Source organism: Nocardia sp. bgisy118, assembly GCF_057708605.1.
Window position 1 is genome coordinate 295,455 of the sequence record NZ_JBYISM010000001.1, and the last position, 16,371, is coordinate 311,825.

18 protein-coding genes are annotated in these 16,371 nt (G+C 68.5%); 12 read left to right on the plus strand and 6 right to left on the minus strand.

Going from position 1 to position 16,371, the window contains the following annotated elements:
• Positions 1-35: 35 nt before the first annotated feature.
• Positions 36-389 (plus strand): hypothetical protein, encoded by a 354-nt coding sequence (locus tag AC3EO7_RS01235; RefSeq protein ID WP_431971619.1) that lies wholly within the window; start codon positions 36-38, stop codon positions 387-389.
• Positions 390-408: 19 nt separating this feature from the next.
• On the opposite strand, the gene AC3EO7_RS01240 is transcribed toward AC3EO7_RS01235, so the two are convergent.
• Positions 409-1,296, minus strand: a complete 888-nt coding sequence (locus tag AC3EO7_RS01240) for a universal stress protein (RefSeq protein WP_435590209.1) — start codon at positions 1,294-1,296, stop codon at positions 409-411.
• A 200-nt stretch (positions 1,297-1,496) separates the two neighbouring features.
• Between AC3EO7_RS01240 and AC3EO7_RS01245 the strand changes: the two genes are divergently transcribed.
• Entirely contained in the window at positions 1,497-2,246 is a 750-nt protein-coding gene (locus AC3EO7_RS01245; protein ID WP_435590210.1) for a hypothetical protein, read from the plus strand.
• A 25-nt stretch (positions 2,247-2,271) separates the two neighbouring features.
• Here the strand turns inward: AC3EO7_RS01245 and AC3EO7_RS01250 are convergent, their stop codons facing one another.
• From AC3EO7_RS01250 to mptB, 4 genes are all read right to left on the minus strand, one after another.
• Positions 2,272-3,246, minus strand: a complete 975-nt coding sequence (locus tag AC3EO7_RS01250) for a COX15/CtaA family protein (RefSeq protein WP_431971616.1) — start codon at positions 3,244-3,246, stop codon at positions 2,272-2,274.
• A 71-nt stretch (positions 3,247-3,317) separates the two neighbouring features.
• Positions 3,318-4,109, minus strand: coding sequence for an ABC transporter permease (locus AC3EO7_RS01255; protein ID WP_431971615.1), 792 nt, complete (start codon positions 4,107-4,109; stop codon positions 3,318-3,320).
• Entirely contained in the window at positions 4,106-5,038 is a 933-nt protein-coding gene (locus tag AC3EO7_RS01260) for an ABC transporter ATP-binding protein (RefSeq protein WP_431971614.1), read from the minus strand. The genes AC3EO7_RS01255 and AC3EO7_RS01260 overlap by 4 nt, the downstream gene beginning before the upstream one ends.
• A complete protein-coding gene (gene mptB / locus AC3EO7_RS01265; RefSeq protein WP_431971613.1) occupies positions 5,035-6,717 on the minus strand; it encodes a polyprenol phosphomannose-dependent alpha 1,6 mannosyltransferase MptB in 1,683 nt (560 codons plus the stop codon). Before mptB ends, AC3EO7_RS01260 begins: the two co-directional genes overlap by 4 nt.
• A 472-nt stretch (positions 6,718-7,189) precedes the next feature.
• Here mptB and AC3EO7_RS01270 point away from each other — a divergent pair, with 472 nt between their 5' ends.
• The 9 genes from AC3EO7_RS01270 (at position 7,190) to AC3EO7_RS01310 (ending at position 14,804) form a co-directional block, all read left to right on the plus strand.
• A complete protein-coding gene (locus AC3EO7_RS01270) occupies positions 7,190-8,002 on the plus strand; it encodes a helix-turn-helix transcriptional regulator (RefSeq protein ID WP_435590211.1) in 813 nt (270 codons plus the stop codon).
• Positions 7,999-9,435 (plus strand): Fe-S cluster assembly protein SufB, encoded by a 1,437-nt coding sequence (gene sufB, locus AC3EO7_RS01275; protein ID WP_431971611.1) that lies wholly within the window; start codon positions 7,999-8,001, stop codon positions 9,433-9,435. The genes AC3EO7_RS01270 and sufB overlap by 4 nt, the downstream gene beginning before the upstream one ends.
• The gene (gene sufD / locus AC3EO7_RS01280; protein ID WP_435590212.1) at positions 9,435-10,613 is read left to right on the plus strand and encodes a Fe-S cluster assembly protein SufD; all 1,179 of its coding nucleotides are present in this window, start codon (positions 9,435-9,437) and stop codon (positions 10,611-10,613) included. The genes sufB and sufD overlap by 1 nt, the downstream gene beginning before the upstream one ends.
• A 36-nt stretch (positions 10,614-10,649) precedes the next feature.
• Positions 10,650-11,426 (plus strand): Fe-S cluster assembly ATPase SufC, encoded by a 777-nt coding sequence (gene sufC / locus AC3EO7_RS01285; protein ID WP_431971609.1) that lies wholly within the window; start codon positions 10,650-10,652, stop codon positions 11,424-11,426.
• Between the two features lies 1 nt (position 11,427).
• Positions 11,428-12,681, plus strand: a complete 1,254-nt coding sequence (locus AC3EO7_RS01290; RefSeq protein ID WP_431971608.1) for a cysteine desulfurase — start codon at positions 11,428-11,430, stop codon at positions 12,679-12,681.
• A 3-nt stretch (positions 12,682-12,684) separates the two neighbouring features.
• Positions 12,685-13,182, plus strand: a complete 498-nt coding sequence (gene sufU, locus AC3EO7_RS01295) for a Fe-S cluster assembly sulfur transfer protein SufU (protein ID WP_431971607.1) — start codon at positions 12,685-12,687, stop codon at positions 13,180-13,182.
• The gene (locus AC3EO7_RS01300) at positions 13,175-13,546 is read left to right on the plus strand and encodes a metal-sulfur cluster assembly factor (RefSeq protein ID WP_431971606.1); all 372 of its coding nucleotides are present in this window, start codon (positions 13,175-13,177) and stop codon (positions 13,544-13,546) included. Before sufU ends, AC3EO7_RS01300 begins: the two co-directional genes overlap by 8 nt.
• Positions 13,547-13,722: 176 nt before the next feature.
• Positions 13,723-14,148, plus strand: a complete 426-nt coding sequence (locus tag AC3EO7_RS01305; protein ID WP_431971605.1) for a DUF4189 domain-containing protein — start codon at positions 13,723-13,725, stop codon at positions 14,146-14,148.
• Positions 14,149-14,384: 236 nt separating this feature from the next.
• The gene (locus AC3EO7_RS01310; protein ID WP_435590213.1) at positions 14,385-14,804 is read left to right on the plus strand and encodes a DUF4189 domain-containing protein; all 420 of its coding nucleotides are present in this window, start codon (positions 14,385-14,387) and stop codon (positions 14,802-14,804) included.
• A 40-nt stretch (positions 14,805-14,844) separates the two neighbouring features.
• On the opposite strand, the gene AC3EO7_RS01315 is transcribed toward AC3EO7_RS01310, so the two are convergent.
• Positions 14,845-15,720 (minus strand): SDR family oxidoreductase, encoded by an 876-nt coding sequence (locus AC3EO7_RS01315; protein ID WP_488186251.1) that lies wholly within the window; start codon positions 15,718-15,720, stop codon positions 14,845-14,847.
• On the opposite strand from AC3EO7_RS01315, the gene AC3EO7_RS01320 reads away from it, so the two are divergent.
• On the plus strand, positions 15,704-16,321 hold the full coding sequence (locus AC3EO7_RS01320) for a TetR/AcrR family transcriptional regulator (RefSeq protein WP_435590215.1): 618 nt from the start codon (positions 15,704-15,706) through the stop codon (positions 16,319-16,321). The genes AC3EO7_RS01315 and AC3EO7_RS01320 overlap by 17 nt on opposite strands.
• Positions 16,322-16,371 lie beyond the last annotated feature (50 nt).

A 16,371-nucleotide genomic window follows, 5' to 3' on the forward strand; every position in this document is an offset into this window, starting at 1 on the left:
TGGACCACGTCCTACCGGTCGGTAAACTCGCGTGCATGACCGTTGAGACCGCCGCCCCGGCTCCTGTGAAGCTGTCGAGCTCCCTCGTGGACTCGGTGAAGGGATTCCTCGCCGATCACGGCGGTTCGGCCACGGCCGTCCTGCAGCCGATCGGCCGCATCGGCGTGCGCGTCACCCTGGTCGGCGAGGACGGCATCCTCGGCGACCGCGTGGTCGACGACCTGCCCACCGCCAAGCGCCTCGTCGAGGTGATCGACGGCCTGACCGAGGCCGACGAGTGGGACCGTGAGCTCACCTCCGTCGTCACTCCGCGCAAGGGCCACTGGGCGCAGATGGCGGGCTGGGTGGCGAAGCAGACCCGTTTCCCGAAGGCGCGCAACGAGAAGTGATGCGGCGGCCCGGCCGGTCTCAGGACTTGGCGCGGACCACCAGCACCGGGCACGGCGCGTGGTGCAGCAGGTTCTGACTCGTCGAACCGAGGAGCAGGCCGGTGAGCCGGTTGCGGCCCTGGCTTCCCGTGACGATCACCTGGGCCTCCGCCCCGTGTTCGAGTAGCGCGCGGGCCGCCGGGCTCTGCAGCACCATCTTCTCGACTCGAATATCCGGGTATTGGCTCGACCATCCCGCGAGCCGCTCGCTCAACAACTCGTGCTCCTCCTGGGCCAAGGTCTCCCAGGCATCGGGCACCGGCGTCCACTGCAGCAGGTCGGGATCGTTCCACGCGTGCAGGGCGATGACGCCGACGTCGAGCAGCGCGGCCAATTCGAAGGCCCGGCCGACCGCGGCATCGCTGCCGGGACTGCCGTCGACGCCGACCAGGACCGGGCGTTCGTCGGGCAGCGGGTTGCCGACGTCACCGCGCCATACCACCACGGGGCAGTGCGCTTTGTTCGCGACCCGCAGCGCCGTGGAACCGATCAGCAGGGTGGTGATCCGGTCGTCGGCGGTGGCGGCCACCACCAGCCGCAGCGCGGTCTCGCTCGCCTCGACGAGTTCGTCGCCCGGCACGCCCTCCACCACCGTCTGGGTGATCTCCAGCTCGGGCTGGTCGGCACGCACCGCGTCGACCGCCTCGCCCGCGTGTTTCTTCGCCACGAACCGCAGCGTCGGCAGGATGTCCGCGTCGGCGACGATCGCGGCCGTGATCCGATAGTCGATGGTCGGCACGATGCTGAGGACGACCAGCCGCACGCCCTCGCGCGCGGCGACCGCGCCCGCCCAGCGCGCGGCGGCCAGCGCGGCGGGGCTGCCGTCCACGCCGACGACAATGGACTGCTGATTGGCGAACCTGGTCATCTCGCTGCCCTCCGGTGGTCTCGGCGCTGTGTCTTTTCTCGGACGGTCTTTTCTCGGACGCTGTGTCTTTCCTAGGTGGTCGTTGGCTCAACCCTGTGTCTCCACTCTTCCCTTTTATCGTGGCAGCCGCCGCCGGATCGCCCGCCGAGCCACGCGGCGCGGTTTTGCCCCTGATCCCGCGGCGTGGGTAGCGTCGCGTCGTGAGTGAAATGGACGAACTGGACATCAGTGAGCGGTACGAGGCCCAGATGTGGGCGCTGCACGACGATGTCTGGAGCGCGTGGGGGCGACTCGATCAGGAAGTGTCGGCCCCGCGCTATCAATCGAGATTCCTTCCGACCGAGATCTGGGCGAACATGGGCATCAACGAGCCCGAGCCGCCCAGCATCGATCACCCCAGCTACCGGGTGGTGCGCAGACAGTACGGGCTGGTGGTGACCAGCCTCGGCCTGTCGTTCCCCACCACCTGGTCCGATGCGGAGCCGACCAACGGCATCGAGGTCGAGGTCCACGCGGCCGCCACCGGGATCCCGGCGGACGCGTCGTTCGCCGATGTCATGGGTTCGTGGCTCGGGCAGGTGGTGGCGGCCGTCGCGCGGACGGCATCACAGCACGGATTCCGTTTCACCCGGAATCTGGAACATTATGGGACGCTGTCGATCTCGCTCCCCGGATTGGACTTTCCCCCGGAGGCCGCAGGTACCTACGTCGACGGCGACGGGCTGGTCACCGTGCTGCTCGGCCTGACTGGCGAAGGCTTCCCGAACGTCGTCGCCGGTCCGCTGTCGGAGATCCGCATGGTCAACATCAAGGTGCTCACCGTCGCCGAGACCGCGTTCTGCGTCTCCGGCACCGGCGGCGTCACCGACGCGCGCGCCGAGATCGCGAATCGGCTTGCCGCCCAGGGAGATCCGCTCTGGTCGAGCCTGACGCGGCCGTCCGTGGTCTGACCCGCCCCGGCTCCCGCGCGGGTGCTCAGGCGGACTGCACCGCCGGATCGGGCGCGACGGCGGGGATCGGTTCGCGGGTGCGCAACCCGGCCCACAGGGCGGCCGTCGCCGCGGTGCACGCGGCGGCGCCGCCCACGTGGGTGGCGACCAGCGCGCCGGGCACGTCGGTGAAGTACTGGACGACGCCCACCAGCGCCTGCGCGCCCACGACGCCGAGCAAGACGAACAGGCGGGTGCGCACCGCGCGGGAGATGCCGACGGCGTAGAGCCCGAAGCCGAGGCCGATCAGCAGCGCCAGGTAACCCACCAGCAGCTGGGAATGCAGGTGCACCAGCGTGACGATCTCGACCTGCAACCGCGCGACCGGTCGTTCGATGCTCTTGTCGCCCGCGTGCGGTCCCGCGGCGGTGACCAGGGTGCCCGCGACCAGGACGCCGGCCAGCGCGACGCCGCTCAACGCCGTCAGCCAGCGCAGCGGCGCGGGCGCTTGGACGGTCTCGACGCCGTCGTCCGGCTCGCAGATCTTGGCGTAGAGCACGGTGGCCAGCCACACCATCAGCATCGAGGCGAGCAGGTGCACCGCCACGGTCCACCAGAGCAGCCCGGTGCGGACGGTGATGCCGCCGATGACCGCCTGGAGCACGGTGCCGCCCGGCATCAGCCAGGCGTAGAGCAGCACGTCGTTCCTGCGTCGCGCCCGCGTCACCGCGAGCACGATCAGTCCGGCGAACAGGGAGACCACGAAGGTCAGCATCCGGTTGCCGAACTCGACGGCCTGGTGCAGCACCGCCACCTCGGACACGCCGATCGGGGTGAAGCTGCCGGGGAAGCACTGCGGCCAGGTCGGGCAGCCGAGACCGGAGGCGGTGACCCGGACGATCGATCCGGTCACCGCGATACCCGCCTGGGTGAGCACGACCGCGAGAGCGATCAGCCGCTGCACCCGCAGCGAGGGGAGCGGGAGCTTGTCGACGAGTCGCAAGAATGCGCGATACAGCACGCAACGATGGTAGCGACCGGCGATCGGGGCGCCGCACCCGGTCTACTACATACCGTCGTTTGTACCGATGCTCACTCGAAACGGAACCAGCGCGCCGCCAGGCACCCCGACACCACGCCCCACACCGCGAGCACCGCAAGGCCGAACCAGTCGACGCTGCTGCGCAGCGCGTGCTCCAGGGTGACCGCGAGCGCGCCGGAGGGCACGAGGCGGGCGAGCACGTTCACCGCGACGTGCAGATCGTCGGCGGCGAACACGACGCTCGCGATGCCGAGCATGACGAACCAGAGGATGTTCGCCAGCGCCAGCACGATCTCCGCTTTCAGCGTGCCGCCGAGCAGCAGGCCCATCGCGGCGAACGTCGCGGTGCCGAGCGCGATCACCACCGCGCCGAGCAGCAGACCGGCGACCTCCGGCCGCCAGCCGAGCGCGAAACCGATGGCGCCCAACAGGATCGCCTGGAGCACCACGACGATCAGCACCGCCGCGCTCTTGCCCGCGATGATGCCCCAGCGCGGCAGCGGGGTGGCACCGAGGCGTTTGAGCGCGCCGTAGCGCCGGTCGAAACCGACGGCGATGGCCTGCCCGGTGAAGGCGGTGGACATGACTGCCACCATCATCACGCCGGGCACGATCTTGTCCACCCGGTCCTCGCCGAGACCGCCGAACGGCAGCAGCGTCAGCCCGACCAGCAGCGTGATCGGGATGAACATGGTGAGCAGCAGCTGTTCGCCGTTGCGCAGCAGCAGGATCAGCTCGAGCCTGGTCTGCGCGGCGAGCATGGCCGCGCGGGTGGTCGGGCGCGGATCGGGAGCGAAGGTGCCCGGCGCGAAGCGGTTGGCGGTCAGGTCGGGCTGGTTCATCCGCGTAGATCCCGTCCGGTCAGTTCCAGGAAGACGTCCTCGAGGCGGCGCTGGTCGATCCGGATGTCGGTGGCCAGCACGTTCAGCCGCGCGCACCACGCGGTCACGGTGGCCAGCACCTGCGGGTCGATCTCGCCCTCCACCAGATACGAGCCCGGTGCCGTCTCCCGCGGCGAGAAACCCTCGGGGAGCGCGGATTTCAACAGCTTCAGGTCCAGCTTGGGCGGCGCGGTGAAGCGCAGCTGCCCGGCGGCGCCGTGCGCGGTGACCTCGGCGGGCGTGCCGGAGGCAACGATCCGTCCGTGATCGATGATGACGAGCTGATCGGCCAGCTGCTCGGCCTCGTCCATCATGTGCGTGGTGAGCACGACGGTGACGCCGTCGCGGCGCAGCGCGTCGATCAGCTCCCACACGATCAGCCGGGCCTGCGCGTCCAGACCCGCGGTGGGTTCGTCGAGGAAGACGATCTCCGGCCGCCCGACCAGCGCGCAGGCCAGCGCCAAGCGCTGCTGCTGGCCGCCGGAGAGCCGCCGGTACGGGGTGCGGCGATTGTCCTGCAGCCCGAGCGTCCGCAGCAGCCACTGCGGGTCGAGCGGATCGGCCGAATACGCCGCGACCAGATCGAGCATTTCGCCCGCTCGCGCGCCGGGATAGGAGCCGCCGCCCTGCAACATGACGCCGATGCGGGGGCGCAGCCGGTCGGAATCGGCGATCGGATCGAGTCCGAGCACGCGCACGCCGCCCGCGTCCGGGCGCACGAAGCCCTCGCACATCTCGACGGTCGTCGTCTTCCCCGCGCCGTTGGGCCCGAGCAGCGCGAGCACCTGGGCCCGTTCGACATCGAAGGTGAGGCCGTCGACCGCGGTGGTCTCGCCATAACGCTTGACGACGCCGTCGACACTAACGGCGGGTCCGGAGGCAGCGGTCACGAAGAGACACCGTAAGACGTCGGCTGCTGTGACGGAGCCGACACCCCCGCCTGAGCGCGCCACGGCAGGGCGTTGCGAGTGATGACGATGAACAGCACGCCGACGATGACGGTGGCGATAGCGGCGCCGACGATCTGGAACACCTCGAGATCGGCGCCGCGCGGCATCTGCAACACGCTCACCACGGCGGAGAACGCCACCGCGGGCACGCGGAACACAGGCCGGGTCGCCCACGCCGCGAGCGGCACGATGGCCCACAGCAGGTACCACGGCTGCACCACCGGGAACAGCAGCACGATGGCGCCGAGTGCGACGCCGAGCGCGCCGACCGGATGCAGGCGTCCGGTGCCGGTCGCGACGAGCATGCGCACCGTGACGAACGCGGCGACCGTGGCGGCGATCGGGCGGGTGATACTGAGCAGGGCGGTGGTGTGGTCGCCCAGTCCGAGTAATACGCCGCCGAAACCGGTGATGATGCCGAGCGCGGTGGGCAGGGACATCCAGCTGCGCACGGCGCTGGCGGTGTTGAGCGTGTGTATCCACCCGAAGCCGAGCCCGCTGGCCGAGCTGATCACCAACGTTGTGCCGAGCGCTATGGCGCCGAGCATCGCCGCCGCGGTCACCACGGCCCGCCACCCGCCACCCCAGCGCCGTGCGAGCGCCATCCACACGAAACCCATCGCGATGATCGAGGTGATCTTGATCGTGGAGGACAGCGCGATGATCAAGGCGCCCGCGATCAGCAGCGCGTAGGCCCGTCCGTCGAACGGATGGGTGTCCTCGATCGCGCGCAACGCGAACTCGAGTCCCGCCAGCATCAGTCCGATCATCAGCGCGTCGTTGTGCACGCCGCCCACCAGGTGGAACAGCACCAGGGGATTCGCCGCGCCGAGCCACAGCGCGCTCACCCCCGCGACGCCGCAGCGGACGGAAAGGCGCGGCAGCGCCCAGACGATCAAGGCCACGCCCGCCAGCGCGAGCACCCGGTGCACCCAGACGCCGAGAATGATGTTGTCCCCGGTCAATTCGGCGATGCCGCGGCCGATCCACAGGAACAGGGGGCCGTAGGGGGCCGGGGTGTCACGCCAGATGGTCGGGACGTTGTTGGTCAGGACGTTGTCGATCCCGAGGCCCGCGACCGGGCCCTCCTCGTACGGGTCGATGCCGCGCGCGGCGATCTCGCTCTGCGCCAGATAGGAGTACACGTCGTTGCTGAACAGCGGCGGTGCGACGCTGAGCGGGATGATCCACAGCAACAGGGTGCGGTCGAGCTGCGAGCGAGTCAGCCGGTGGAGGGGGGAGCCGCCGATGCCGCCCACCGCGAAACGGCCGAGCAGCAGCCACGCGAGCACCACCACTACAGCGCCGATCATGCACATGGCCAGCGACCCGGTGTGCGCCCTGGCGAAGATGCCGAGCACGCGCATGCCGGATGTCGGGTTCTGCTGCACCGGCTGCGCGCCGATGCCGAGCGCGCTGATCGCCATCAGCACCGTGCCGGTCGCGCCCATGAGCCGGATCCGGTCGAGCTGAACCAGTTCTCTGCGGTCGAGTTCGGGCACCTCGGACTCGTCCCGGTGCAACACCGCGATGGTGTGATCGGCCGCGGGCACGTCGAGTCCGAGTGCCCGGCGCCCGAATGCCACTGCCTTACGCCGCGCGCCCTCCAGTACCACCACGAGACGCAGCCTAATGGGCGTTGCCGGGCGCAAGTCCGTCAACAGTCCGCGCGCAGGACCGGGCGTCGGTCTCGTGCCGCACCGAGCGACCGTGGGATCGAGCATCGAGCGCGACCCGTCCGCGGGCATTTACGAAAGATGCCTGTGCGTATTTCCCGGGCGTCCGGAGTGGGTGTGGCCAATGTCGCAACGGAACCGGACCTCGCATCGAAGGGTTGTGGCGGGGGCGCGAGAGCGCGATGTAGCCGCCACCGGACGGGACGGACGCAGACGCGGGTCGAAGCGGAAAGCGCCAGGTTGGGGCCGCGCAAGCCCTGTGAAGGCGGAGAGACGGTGTCCGGTTTGCTGAATCGCGGGCCTTGTCGCTCACGGGAAGGAGGGCTGCCCGTCGCCCCGCTGGCGCAGGTCAACCCCCGTTCTACTCAGGGCACCCTTATTAGATTTCGGGAACGAATTCCGCCACACTGATGTTGTGAAAACCGTGGGTTTGCGGAAGAAAGACGAGAGGACCGGTCGCAAGGCCGGCGCCGCGTCGTCCGCTGCCGTCGTCACGGTCGGCGCCGAGGGACATCACACCCGCGCCGCGATCGTCCAGCTGCTGCTGGAGGAGGGGCCGATCACCGCGACGGCGATCGGCAACAAGCTGGGGCTCGCCCCGGCCGGGGTGCGCCGCCACTTGGACGCGCTCATCGATTCCGGGCAGGCGAGAGCCAGCCGATCCGCGCCGTGGCAGCAGAAGGGGCGCGGCCGTCCGGCCAAGCAATATCAGCTGACCGCGACCGGTCGCGGCAAGCTCGGGCACGCATACGACGACCTCGCGGGCGCGGCGATCCGCCAGCTCGGTGAGATCGGCGGCGACCAGGCGATCACCGACTTCGCGCGCAAACGGGCACGCACTATCGTGGCCGGGATCGAACCCGTCGGGGAGCACACCCCGGAGACCACCGAGGCCAAGGCCGAGGAGATCGCCGAGGCGTTCAACGACGCCGGGTTCGCCGCGACCACCCGCAAGGTGGGCACGGGCGTGCAGATCTGCCAGCATCACTGCCCGGTCGCGCACGTCGCCGAGGAATTCCCCCAGCTGTGCGCGGCCGAACTCGAGGCGTTCCGCGATCTGCTGGGCACCCATGTCCAGCGGCTCGCGACGATCGCCAACGGCGATTGCGCGTGCACCACGCACGTGCCGCTGCTCGTTCTGCCGATTACCACTTCGAAAGCCGCACCCCAAGCCGCCGCACAGCCCGCGACGGTACGAACGAACGACTCCGGAAGGAGTGCCGAATGACGACGACCACCGACCAGGTGCAACCGCTCACCCAGGAAGAGACCATCGCCTCGCTGGGCAATTACGGTTACGGCTGGGCCGATTCGGATGAGGCCGGCGCCAGCGCGCAACGAGGTCTGTCCGAGGCTGTCGTCCGCGACATCTCGGCCAAGAAGAACGAGGAGCCGTGGATGCTCGAGCAGCGGCTGAAGGCGCTGCGCATCTTCGACCGCAAGCCGATGCCGAACTGGGGCTCCAACCTCGACGGTATTGATTTCGACAACATCAAGTACTTCGTGCGCTCGACCGAGAAGCAGGCCGAGAGCTGGGAAGACCTGCCCGAGGACATCAAGAACACCTACGACAAGCTGGGCATCCCCGAGGCGGAGAAGCAGCGGCTGGTCGCCGGCGTCGCCGCGCAGTACGAGTCCGAGGTCGTCTACCACCAGATCCGCGAGGACCTGGAGGCCCAGGGCGTGATCTTCCTGGACACCGACACCGGCCTGCGCGAGCACCCGGAGATCTTCCAGGAGTACTTCGGCTCGGTGATCCCCGCGGGCGACAACAAGTTCTCCGCGCTGAACACCGCGGTGTGGTCGGGCGGCTCGTTCATCTACGTGCCGCCGGGCGTGCACGTCGACATCCCGCTGCAGGCCTACTTCCGCATCAACACCGAGAACATGGGCCAATTCGAGCGGACCCTGATCATCGTCGACGAGGGCGCCTACGTGCACTACGTCGAAGGCTGCACCGCGCCGATCTACAAGTCCGACTCGCTGCACTCCGCGGTGGTCGAGATCATCGTGAAGAAGGGCGGCCGCTGCCGCTACACCACCATCCAGAACTGGTCGAACAACGTCTACAACCTGGTCACCAAGCGGGCCAAGGCCGAGGCGGGCGCGACCATGGAGTGGATCGACGGCAACATCGGTTCCAAGGTCACCATGAAGTACCCGGCGGTCTGGATGACCGGCGAGTACGCCAAGGGCGAGGTCCTCTCGGTCGCCTTCGCGGGCGAGGGCCAGCACCAGGACACCGGCGCGAAGATGCTGCACCTGGCGCCGCACACCTCCTCGACCATCGTGTCGAAGTCGGTGGCGCGCGGCGGTGGTCGCGCGTCCTACCGCGGCCTCGTGCAGGTCAACAAGGGCGCGCACGGCTCGAAGTCGACGGTGAAGTGCGATGCGCTGCTGGTCGACACGATCAGCCGCTCGGACACCTACCCGTACGTCGACATCCGCGAGGACGACGTCACCATGGGCCACGAGGCGACCGTCTCCAAGGTCTCCGAGGACCAGTTGTTCTACCTGATGAGCCGCGGCCTCACCGAGGACGAGGCGATGGCGATGGTGGTGCGCGGCTTCGTCGAGCCGATCGCCAAGGAACTCCCGATGGAGTACGCCCTCGAGCTCAATCGCCTGATCGAACTGCAGATGGAAGGAGCCGTCGGCTGATGGCCGTCGAGAACGTTGCCGTAGCCGCTGAGGCTCGTACTCCCGCGATCAACAAGGGCGAGGTCTTCACTTCGTTCGACGTGAACGCGTTCGAAGTTCCGCACGCCAAGGACGAGGCGTGGCGGTTCACCCCGCTGCGCCGCCTGCGCGGCCTGCACGACGGAACCGCCACGCGTGACGGCCGGACGCAGGTCGAGGTCGCGCCGGTCGAAGGCGTCACCGTGGAAACCGTCGAGCGTGCCGACGCCCGCCTCGGCGAGGCGGGCATCCCTTCGGATCGCGTCGCGGCGCAGGCGTACTCCGGTTTCGACCAGGCCACCGTCGTGTCGGTCGGCGCGGAAACCGAAGTGGCCGAGCCGATCACCATCACCATCACCGGTCCGGGTGAGGGCAAGACCGCCTACGGTCACCTGCAGGTCCGGCTCGGAAACTTCGCCGTCGCCACCGTCGTCATCGACCAGCGCGGCAGCGGAACCTACGCGGAGAACGTGGAATTCGTGCTCGGCGACAGCGCCAAGCTGATCGTCGTCGCCGTCCAGGACTGGGCCGACGACGCCGTGCACGCCACGGCGCACCACGCGAAGCTGGGGCGCGACGCCACCCTGCGGCACACCTCGGTCACCCTGGGCGGCGACCTGGTGCGGCTCACCGGCACCGTGAAGTACGCAGGCCCCGGCGGCGACGCCGAACTGCTCGGCCTCTACTTCGCCGACGCGGGCCAGCACTTCGAGCAGCGTCTGCTCGTCGATCACGCTGTGCCGCACTGCAAGTCGAACGTGCTGTACAAGGGCGCCCTGCAAGGCGACCCGCATTCGCCGAAGGGCGATGCCCGCACGGTCTGGATCGGCGACGTGCTGATCCGCGCGGCCGCCGAGGGCACCGACACCTTCGAGGTGAACCGCAACCTGGTGCTCACCGACGGCGCCCGCGCCGACTCGGTGCCGAACCTCGAGATCGAGACCGGCGAGATCCTCGGCGCCGGGCACGCCTCGGCCACCGGCCGTTTCGACGACGAGCAGCTGTTCTACCTGCGCGCCCGCGGCATCCCCGAGGACGCCGCCCGCCGTCTGGTGGTGCGCGGCTTCTTCCACGAGATCATCCAGAAGATCGCGGTCCCCGAGGTCCGGGAGCGGCTCGAGACGGCCATCGAGGCCGAGCTCGCCGCGATCGGCGCCTGATCACCGAAACACTTACTTACCCCGCAAAGGAACTCCATGACCACCCTGGAAATCAAGGACCTGCACGTCGAGGTCGCCAACCCGGACGAGACCGGCGAGCCCATCAAGATCCTCAAGGGCGTGAACCTGACCGTGAAGTCGGGCGAGACGCACGCGATCATGGGCCCCAACGGCTCCGGCAAGTCGACCCTGTCCTACGCGATCGCGGGCCACCCGAAGTACACGGTGACCTCCGGCTCGATCACCCTCGACGGCGAGGACGTGCTCGAGATGTCGGTCGACGAGCGCGCGCGTGCGGGCCTGTTCCTGGCCATGCAGTACCCGGTCGAGGTGCCCGGCGTCTCGATGTCGAACTTCCTGCGCACCGCCGCCACCGCGGTCCGCGGCGAGGCCCCCAAGCTGCGCACCTGGGTCAAGGAGGTGAAGGAGTCGATGAACGAGCTCGAGATCGACGCCGCCTTCGCCGACCGCAGCGTGAACGAGGGCTTCTCCGGCGGTGAGAAGAAGCGCCACGAGATCCTGCAGCTGGGCCTGCTCAAGCCGAAGATCGCCATCCTGGACGAGACCGACTCCGGCCTGGACGTCGACGCGCTGCGCATCGTCTCCGAGGGCGTCAACCGCTACAGGGAGCGCGAGGACGGCGGCGTGCTGCTGATCACGCACTACACCCGCATCCTGCGCTACATCCAGCCGCAGTTCGTGCACGTCTTCGTCGGCGGCCGCATCGTCGCCGAGGGCGGCCCCGAGCTGGCCGAGGAACTCGACGCCAACGGCTACGTTCGTTTTACTCAGACCGCGACCGCTGGAGCCTGACATGACCGCTACGGTCCGCACCCTCGACGTCGCCCGCATCCGGGCCGACTTCCCGATCCTGAGCCGCACGGTTCGGGACGGGAAACCGTTGGTGTACCTGGACTCCGGCGCGACCTCGCAGCGGCCGCTCGCGGTGCTCGATGCGGAACGGCGGTTCCTGACCGAGAGCAATTCGGCGGTGCACCGCGGCGCGCACCAGCTGGCCGAGGAAGCGACCGACGCCTACGAGGGCGCCAGGGCCGACATCGGCCGGTTCGTCGGTGTCGACGCCGACGAGATCGTGTTCACCAAGAACGCGACCGAGTCGCTGAACCTGGTGACCTACGCGTTCGGCGACGACCGGTTCCCGTACCACGTCGGACCCGGCGACGAGATCGTCATCACCGAACTGGAGCACCACGCGAATCTCGTTCCGTGGCAGGAACTCGCGCGGCGCACCGGTGCGACGCTGAAGTGGTATGGCATCACCGACGACGGCCGGATCGATCTCGATTCGCTCGAATTGTCGCCCGCCACCAAGGTCGTCGCGTTCACGCACCAGTCGAACGTCACGGGCGCGGTCGCGAACGTGGCCGAAATGGTCCGCCGCGCCAAGGAAGTCGGCGCGCTCGTGGTGCTCGACGCCTGCCAGTCGGTGCCGCACATGCCGGTGAACTTCCGCGAGCTGGGTGTCGATTTCGCCGCGTTCTCCGGGCACAAGATGCTCGGACCGTCCGGCGTCGGAGTGCTCTACGGCCGTCGCGCGCTGCTCGAGGAGACCCCGCCGTTCATCACCGGCGGCTCGATGATCGAGACGGTCACCATGGAGGTGACCACCTACGCCCCGCCGCCGCAGCGGTTCGAAGCGGGCGTACCGATGACCTCGCAGGTGGTCGGATTGGGCGCCGCGGTGCGGTATCTCGAAGAGATCGGCATGGACGCCGTCGCCGCCCACGAGCACATGCTGGTCGGCGCCACGTTGGAGGGCCTCGGCGCGATCGACGGCGTGCGTATCGTCGGCCCGACCGAGAACGTGGAACGCGGTGGCGCGGTGTCCTTCGTGGTCGACGGCATCCACGCCCACGATGTCGGACAGATCCTGGACGACGAAGGCGTCGCGATTCGCGTCGGGCACCACTGCGCCTGGCCGCTGATGCGGCGGATGGGCGTTCCCGCCACCGCGCGGGCCTCGTTCGCGGTCTACAACACCCTCGACGAGGTGGACGCGCTGATCGCCGCGGTGCGGAAGGCTCAGAGCTTCTTCGGGGTTGCATAGATCATGCGCATGGAGCAGATGTACCAGGAAGTGATCCTGGACCACTACAAGCACCCGCATCACCGCGGGCTGCGGGAGCCGTACGGCGCCGAAGTGCACCACGTGAACCCGACCTGCGGTGACGAGGTGACCTTGCGCGTCCAGCTGAACGGCAACGGCGACGTCGCCGACGTCTCCTACGACGGTCAGGGCTGTTCGATCAGCCAGGCCGCCACGTCGATCCTCACCGACCAGGTGATCGGGTTGCCCGTGCAGCAGGCGCTGAAGGTCGTCGACGCCTACAACGAGATGATCTCCAGCCGCGGCACCGTCGAGGGCGACGAGGACATGATCGGCGACGGCATCGCGCTGGCCGGCGTGTCGAAGTACCCGGCGCGGGTCAAATGCGCACTGCTGGGCTGGATGGCGTTCAAGGACGCCGTGGTCCGGATAACCTCCGCGGAAGAGACCAAGCGCGCGATGGGCAGCGCCCTGCCGAAGAATGGGGAACGTCATGAGTGAGTCGACACCTGCGACGGAAACAGTCGAGCAGGTCGAGCTCTCGGCCGAGCAGATCAAGCATCTCGAGGACATCGAGGAGGCGATGCGCGACGTCGTCGACCCCGAACTCGGCATCAACGTCGTCGACCTCGGCCTGGTCTACGGCATCAAGGTCGAGAACGAGATCGCCAAGCTGGACATGACGCTGACCTCCGCGGCCTGCCCGCTCACCGACGTCATCGAGGACCAGTCCCGCAACGCCCTCGTCCGCAGCGGCTTGGTCGACGACCTCGAGATCACCTGGGTCTGGATGCCGCCGTGGGGTCCGGACAAGATCACCGAGGACGGCCGCGAGCAGCTGCGCGCCCTCGGCTTCACGGTGTAGGAATACCTGCGCCTTTCGCTGGCTGCCGTTCGATATCGGGCCCGGATCCGCGTGATCCGGGCCCGACCCGTATGCCCGCCCGTCCATTGTCCGACTTGCGTTTTGGACGAATTCGACGGCATCGGCGATGATTGTGCGACTCCGATAACGGAGCCGTTTCAAGAGAAAGATCTTCTATGAAATTCATGGGTAGGGTCGGCTTCGCCGTCGCGTTGACCGGCCTTGCGGTGGGGTCGGTTCTGGGTGCCGGGTCGGCGAACGCGTCGGGCTTGTACGGGGCGATCGCGGTGAGCGGTGGCTCGTGGACGTACGGGGTGAGCGCCAATGAGGCGGGCTTCGACGAAGCAAAGGCCGCGGCGATCGCCAACTGCGGCGCAGCCGACTGCGAGGTGCTCGCCTCGTGGGCGAACGGCTGCGGCGCGCTGGTGGAGAGCAACGAAGGGGTTGCCGCGGCGTCCGGTCCCAACCGGGCGGAGGCCGAGCGTGCCGCCTACCAGCGGCTCGCGGAGATCACCCCGACGGCGCAGCTCGCCAACGTCGGCTCCGCCAACCTGAGCGGTGCGCGGATCGTCGAGGTCGTCTGCACGTCGAACGCACGCTGATTCGTCGGTGAGATTGCGGGCCCGGATCCCCATGGGGGCCGGGCCCGCTCGCGTTTTTCGATCGGTGTGCGTTCGCAGATCGGGGATTTCGCTTCGCGAATATCGTGCGCGGAGCCGACGCATTTCTGAACTGCGCGGTCCCGCCGACCGAAAACCGCGGAATATCTGGACAATTCAGGGACGCTCGGCAAGGATCTCTCCGTCAACGCTTCTGAAACGGAGAGATTCTGTTGTCCGTGCTGCGCAAGTCGGCCCTGGCCGTCGCCGTGTCCTCCACTGCCGCCCTCGGGATCGTCGCCGCCGGTGCGGCCGACGCGGCGCCCAAGCTCTACGGCACCCTCGCGCTCTCGCCGAGCACCGGCAAAGTGGTGGCCGCGATGGACCACACCAGCCGCGTGCAGGCCGACGCGGCCGCCATCCGCGAGTGCGGTGTCTACGACTGCGATCTGGTGCTGAACATCGTCGACGGCTGCGGCGCCATCGCGCGCGGCGCCGACGGGCGCTTCGGCTGGGCTGCCGCGGGCTCCCGCGAGGAAGCCGAACGGATCGCGATCGCCTCCCTCAGCGAAAGCGCTCCGCCCTTCCCGGATCTCGGCAGCGCGTCGCCGCGCGCGGCGCAGGTCGCCGTGTCGGCGTGCACGAAGAACATCGCCTGACCTGACTTCTGGCGCGTCCGCCGCAGGCTCGAGCCGTCCCCTACCGCAGGGATCCGACGTCGACGGTCGGTCCGAGCGCCAGGCCGCCGGTGGCATCGATGTACTGTCCGGTCACCCATCGGGCGTCGTGCGAGGCGAGGAAGGCGACGACGTCGGCGATGTCATGTGGTTGGCCGACACGGTGGAACGCCGACCAGGCGGCGGCCTGTGCGTGCATCCGATCGTCGGCCAACCAGGCGGCGATGTCGGTTTCGACGATGCCGGGCTCGACGGAATTGACTGTGATTCCCCGGTTTCCGAGTTCGAGCGCCAGCGTGCGGCTCAGGCCGTTGAGGGCGGCCTTGGTCATGGAATAGGCGATCGTCAGCGGTGTGGCCACCCGCGCCGCGGCCGACGAGATGTTGATGATCCGTCCGCCGTCGCGAAGTCGCCGCAGTCCCTGCTGGATGACGAAGAACGGCGCTTTGGCGTTGACCGCGAAGACGGCGTCGAAATCCTTCTCGCTGACGCCTTCGATGGTGCTGTAGACGACCGTTCCCGCGTTGTTGACGATGATGTCCACCGCGCCGAGTCCGGTGGCGTCGAAGGCATCCCAGAGCGCCTCGGCGTCACCGGGAACGCCGAGTTCGACACCGAGCGGAAAGGCGGTGCCGCCCTCGGCCTCGATCGTCGCGACAGTCTGGAGGGCGGCGGCTTCGTTGGTCCCGTAGTGCACAGCGACGGTGGCGCCGTCACGGGCGAGTCGTTGTGCGACGGCCTTGCCGATGCCTCGGCTGGCGCCGGTGACGAGTGCGATCTTGGTGTCCAGAGGTTTCATCGTTTCCCACCCAATCTTCTGTATCGGACATTCCAGAAGTGACGCTACGCGACTTCTGGAATGTTTGCTATATAATTGGGCAATGGCTTCGAAGCGCACCGGGCGACCGCGCGAGTTCGATCGCGACCTCGCTCTGCGGCGCGCGATGGAGTTGTTCTGGGAACACGGCTACGAACCGACCACCCTCGCCGATCTGACCGAAGCCATGGGCATCGGCGCGGCCAGCCTGTACGCGGCCTTCGGGAGCAAAGAGCAACTCTTCGGCGAAGCGGTGCGGTTCTATTCGCGGGAGCACCGCGGATTCCTGGCACAAGCCCTGCGTGAGGAGCCGACCTTGCGCGCCGGGATCGCCCGCATGCTGCGTGAAGCCGCCGACGCGTACACCGTCCCGGGCTATCCGGCGGGTTGTCTGATCATCAGCGGTGCGGTCAATTGCGGTTCGGTGACGGTCAGCAATGGGCTCCGCGAGGAACGCGTCACCAGCCTGGAAGCGCTACGGGCGAGAATCGAATCCGGTATCGCGCGTGGCGAACTCGCCGAGAACGCGGACGCGCGAGTGCTGGCCGAGATGATCGGTGTGGTGATCCAGGGCATGGCTCAACAGGCTCGTGACGGTACCGACCGGGAAAGTTTGCGTACCGTCGCCGATCTGGTCGTGAACGCTTTGCCGTGGCGGGGCGGAGCCGGGCACGACGCATGAGCGTGGATTTCCGGCGCCATGGTTCTCCTGGCAACCCTGCTGTCAGGAAG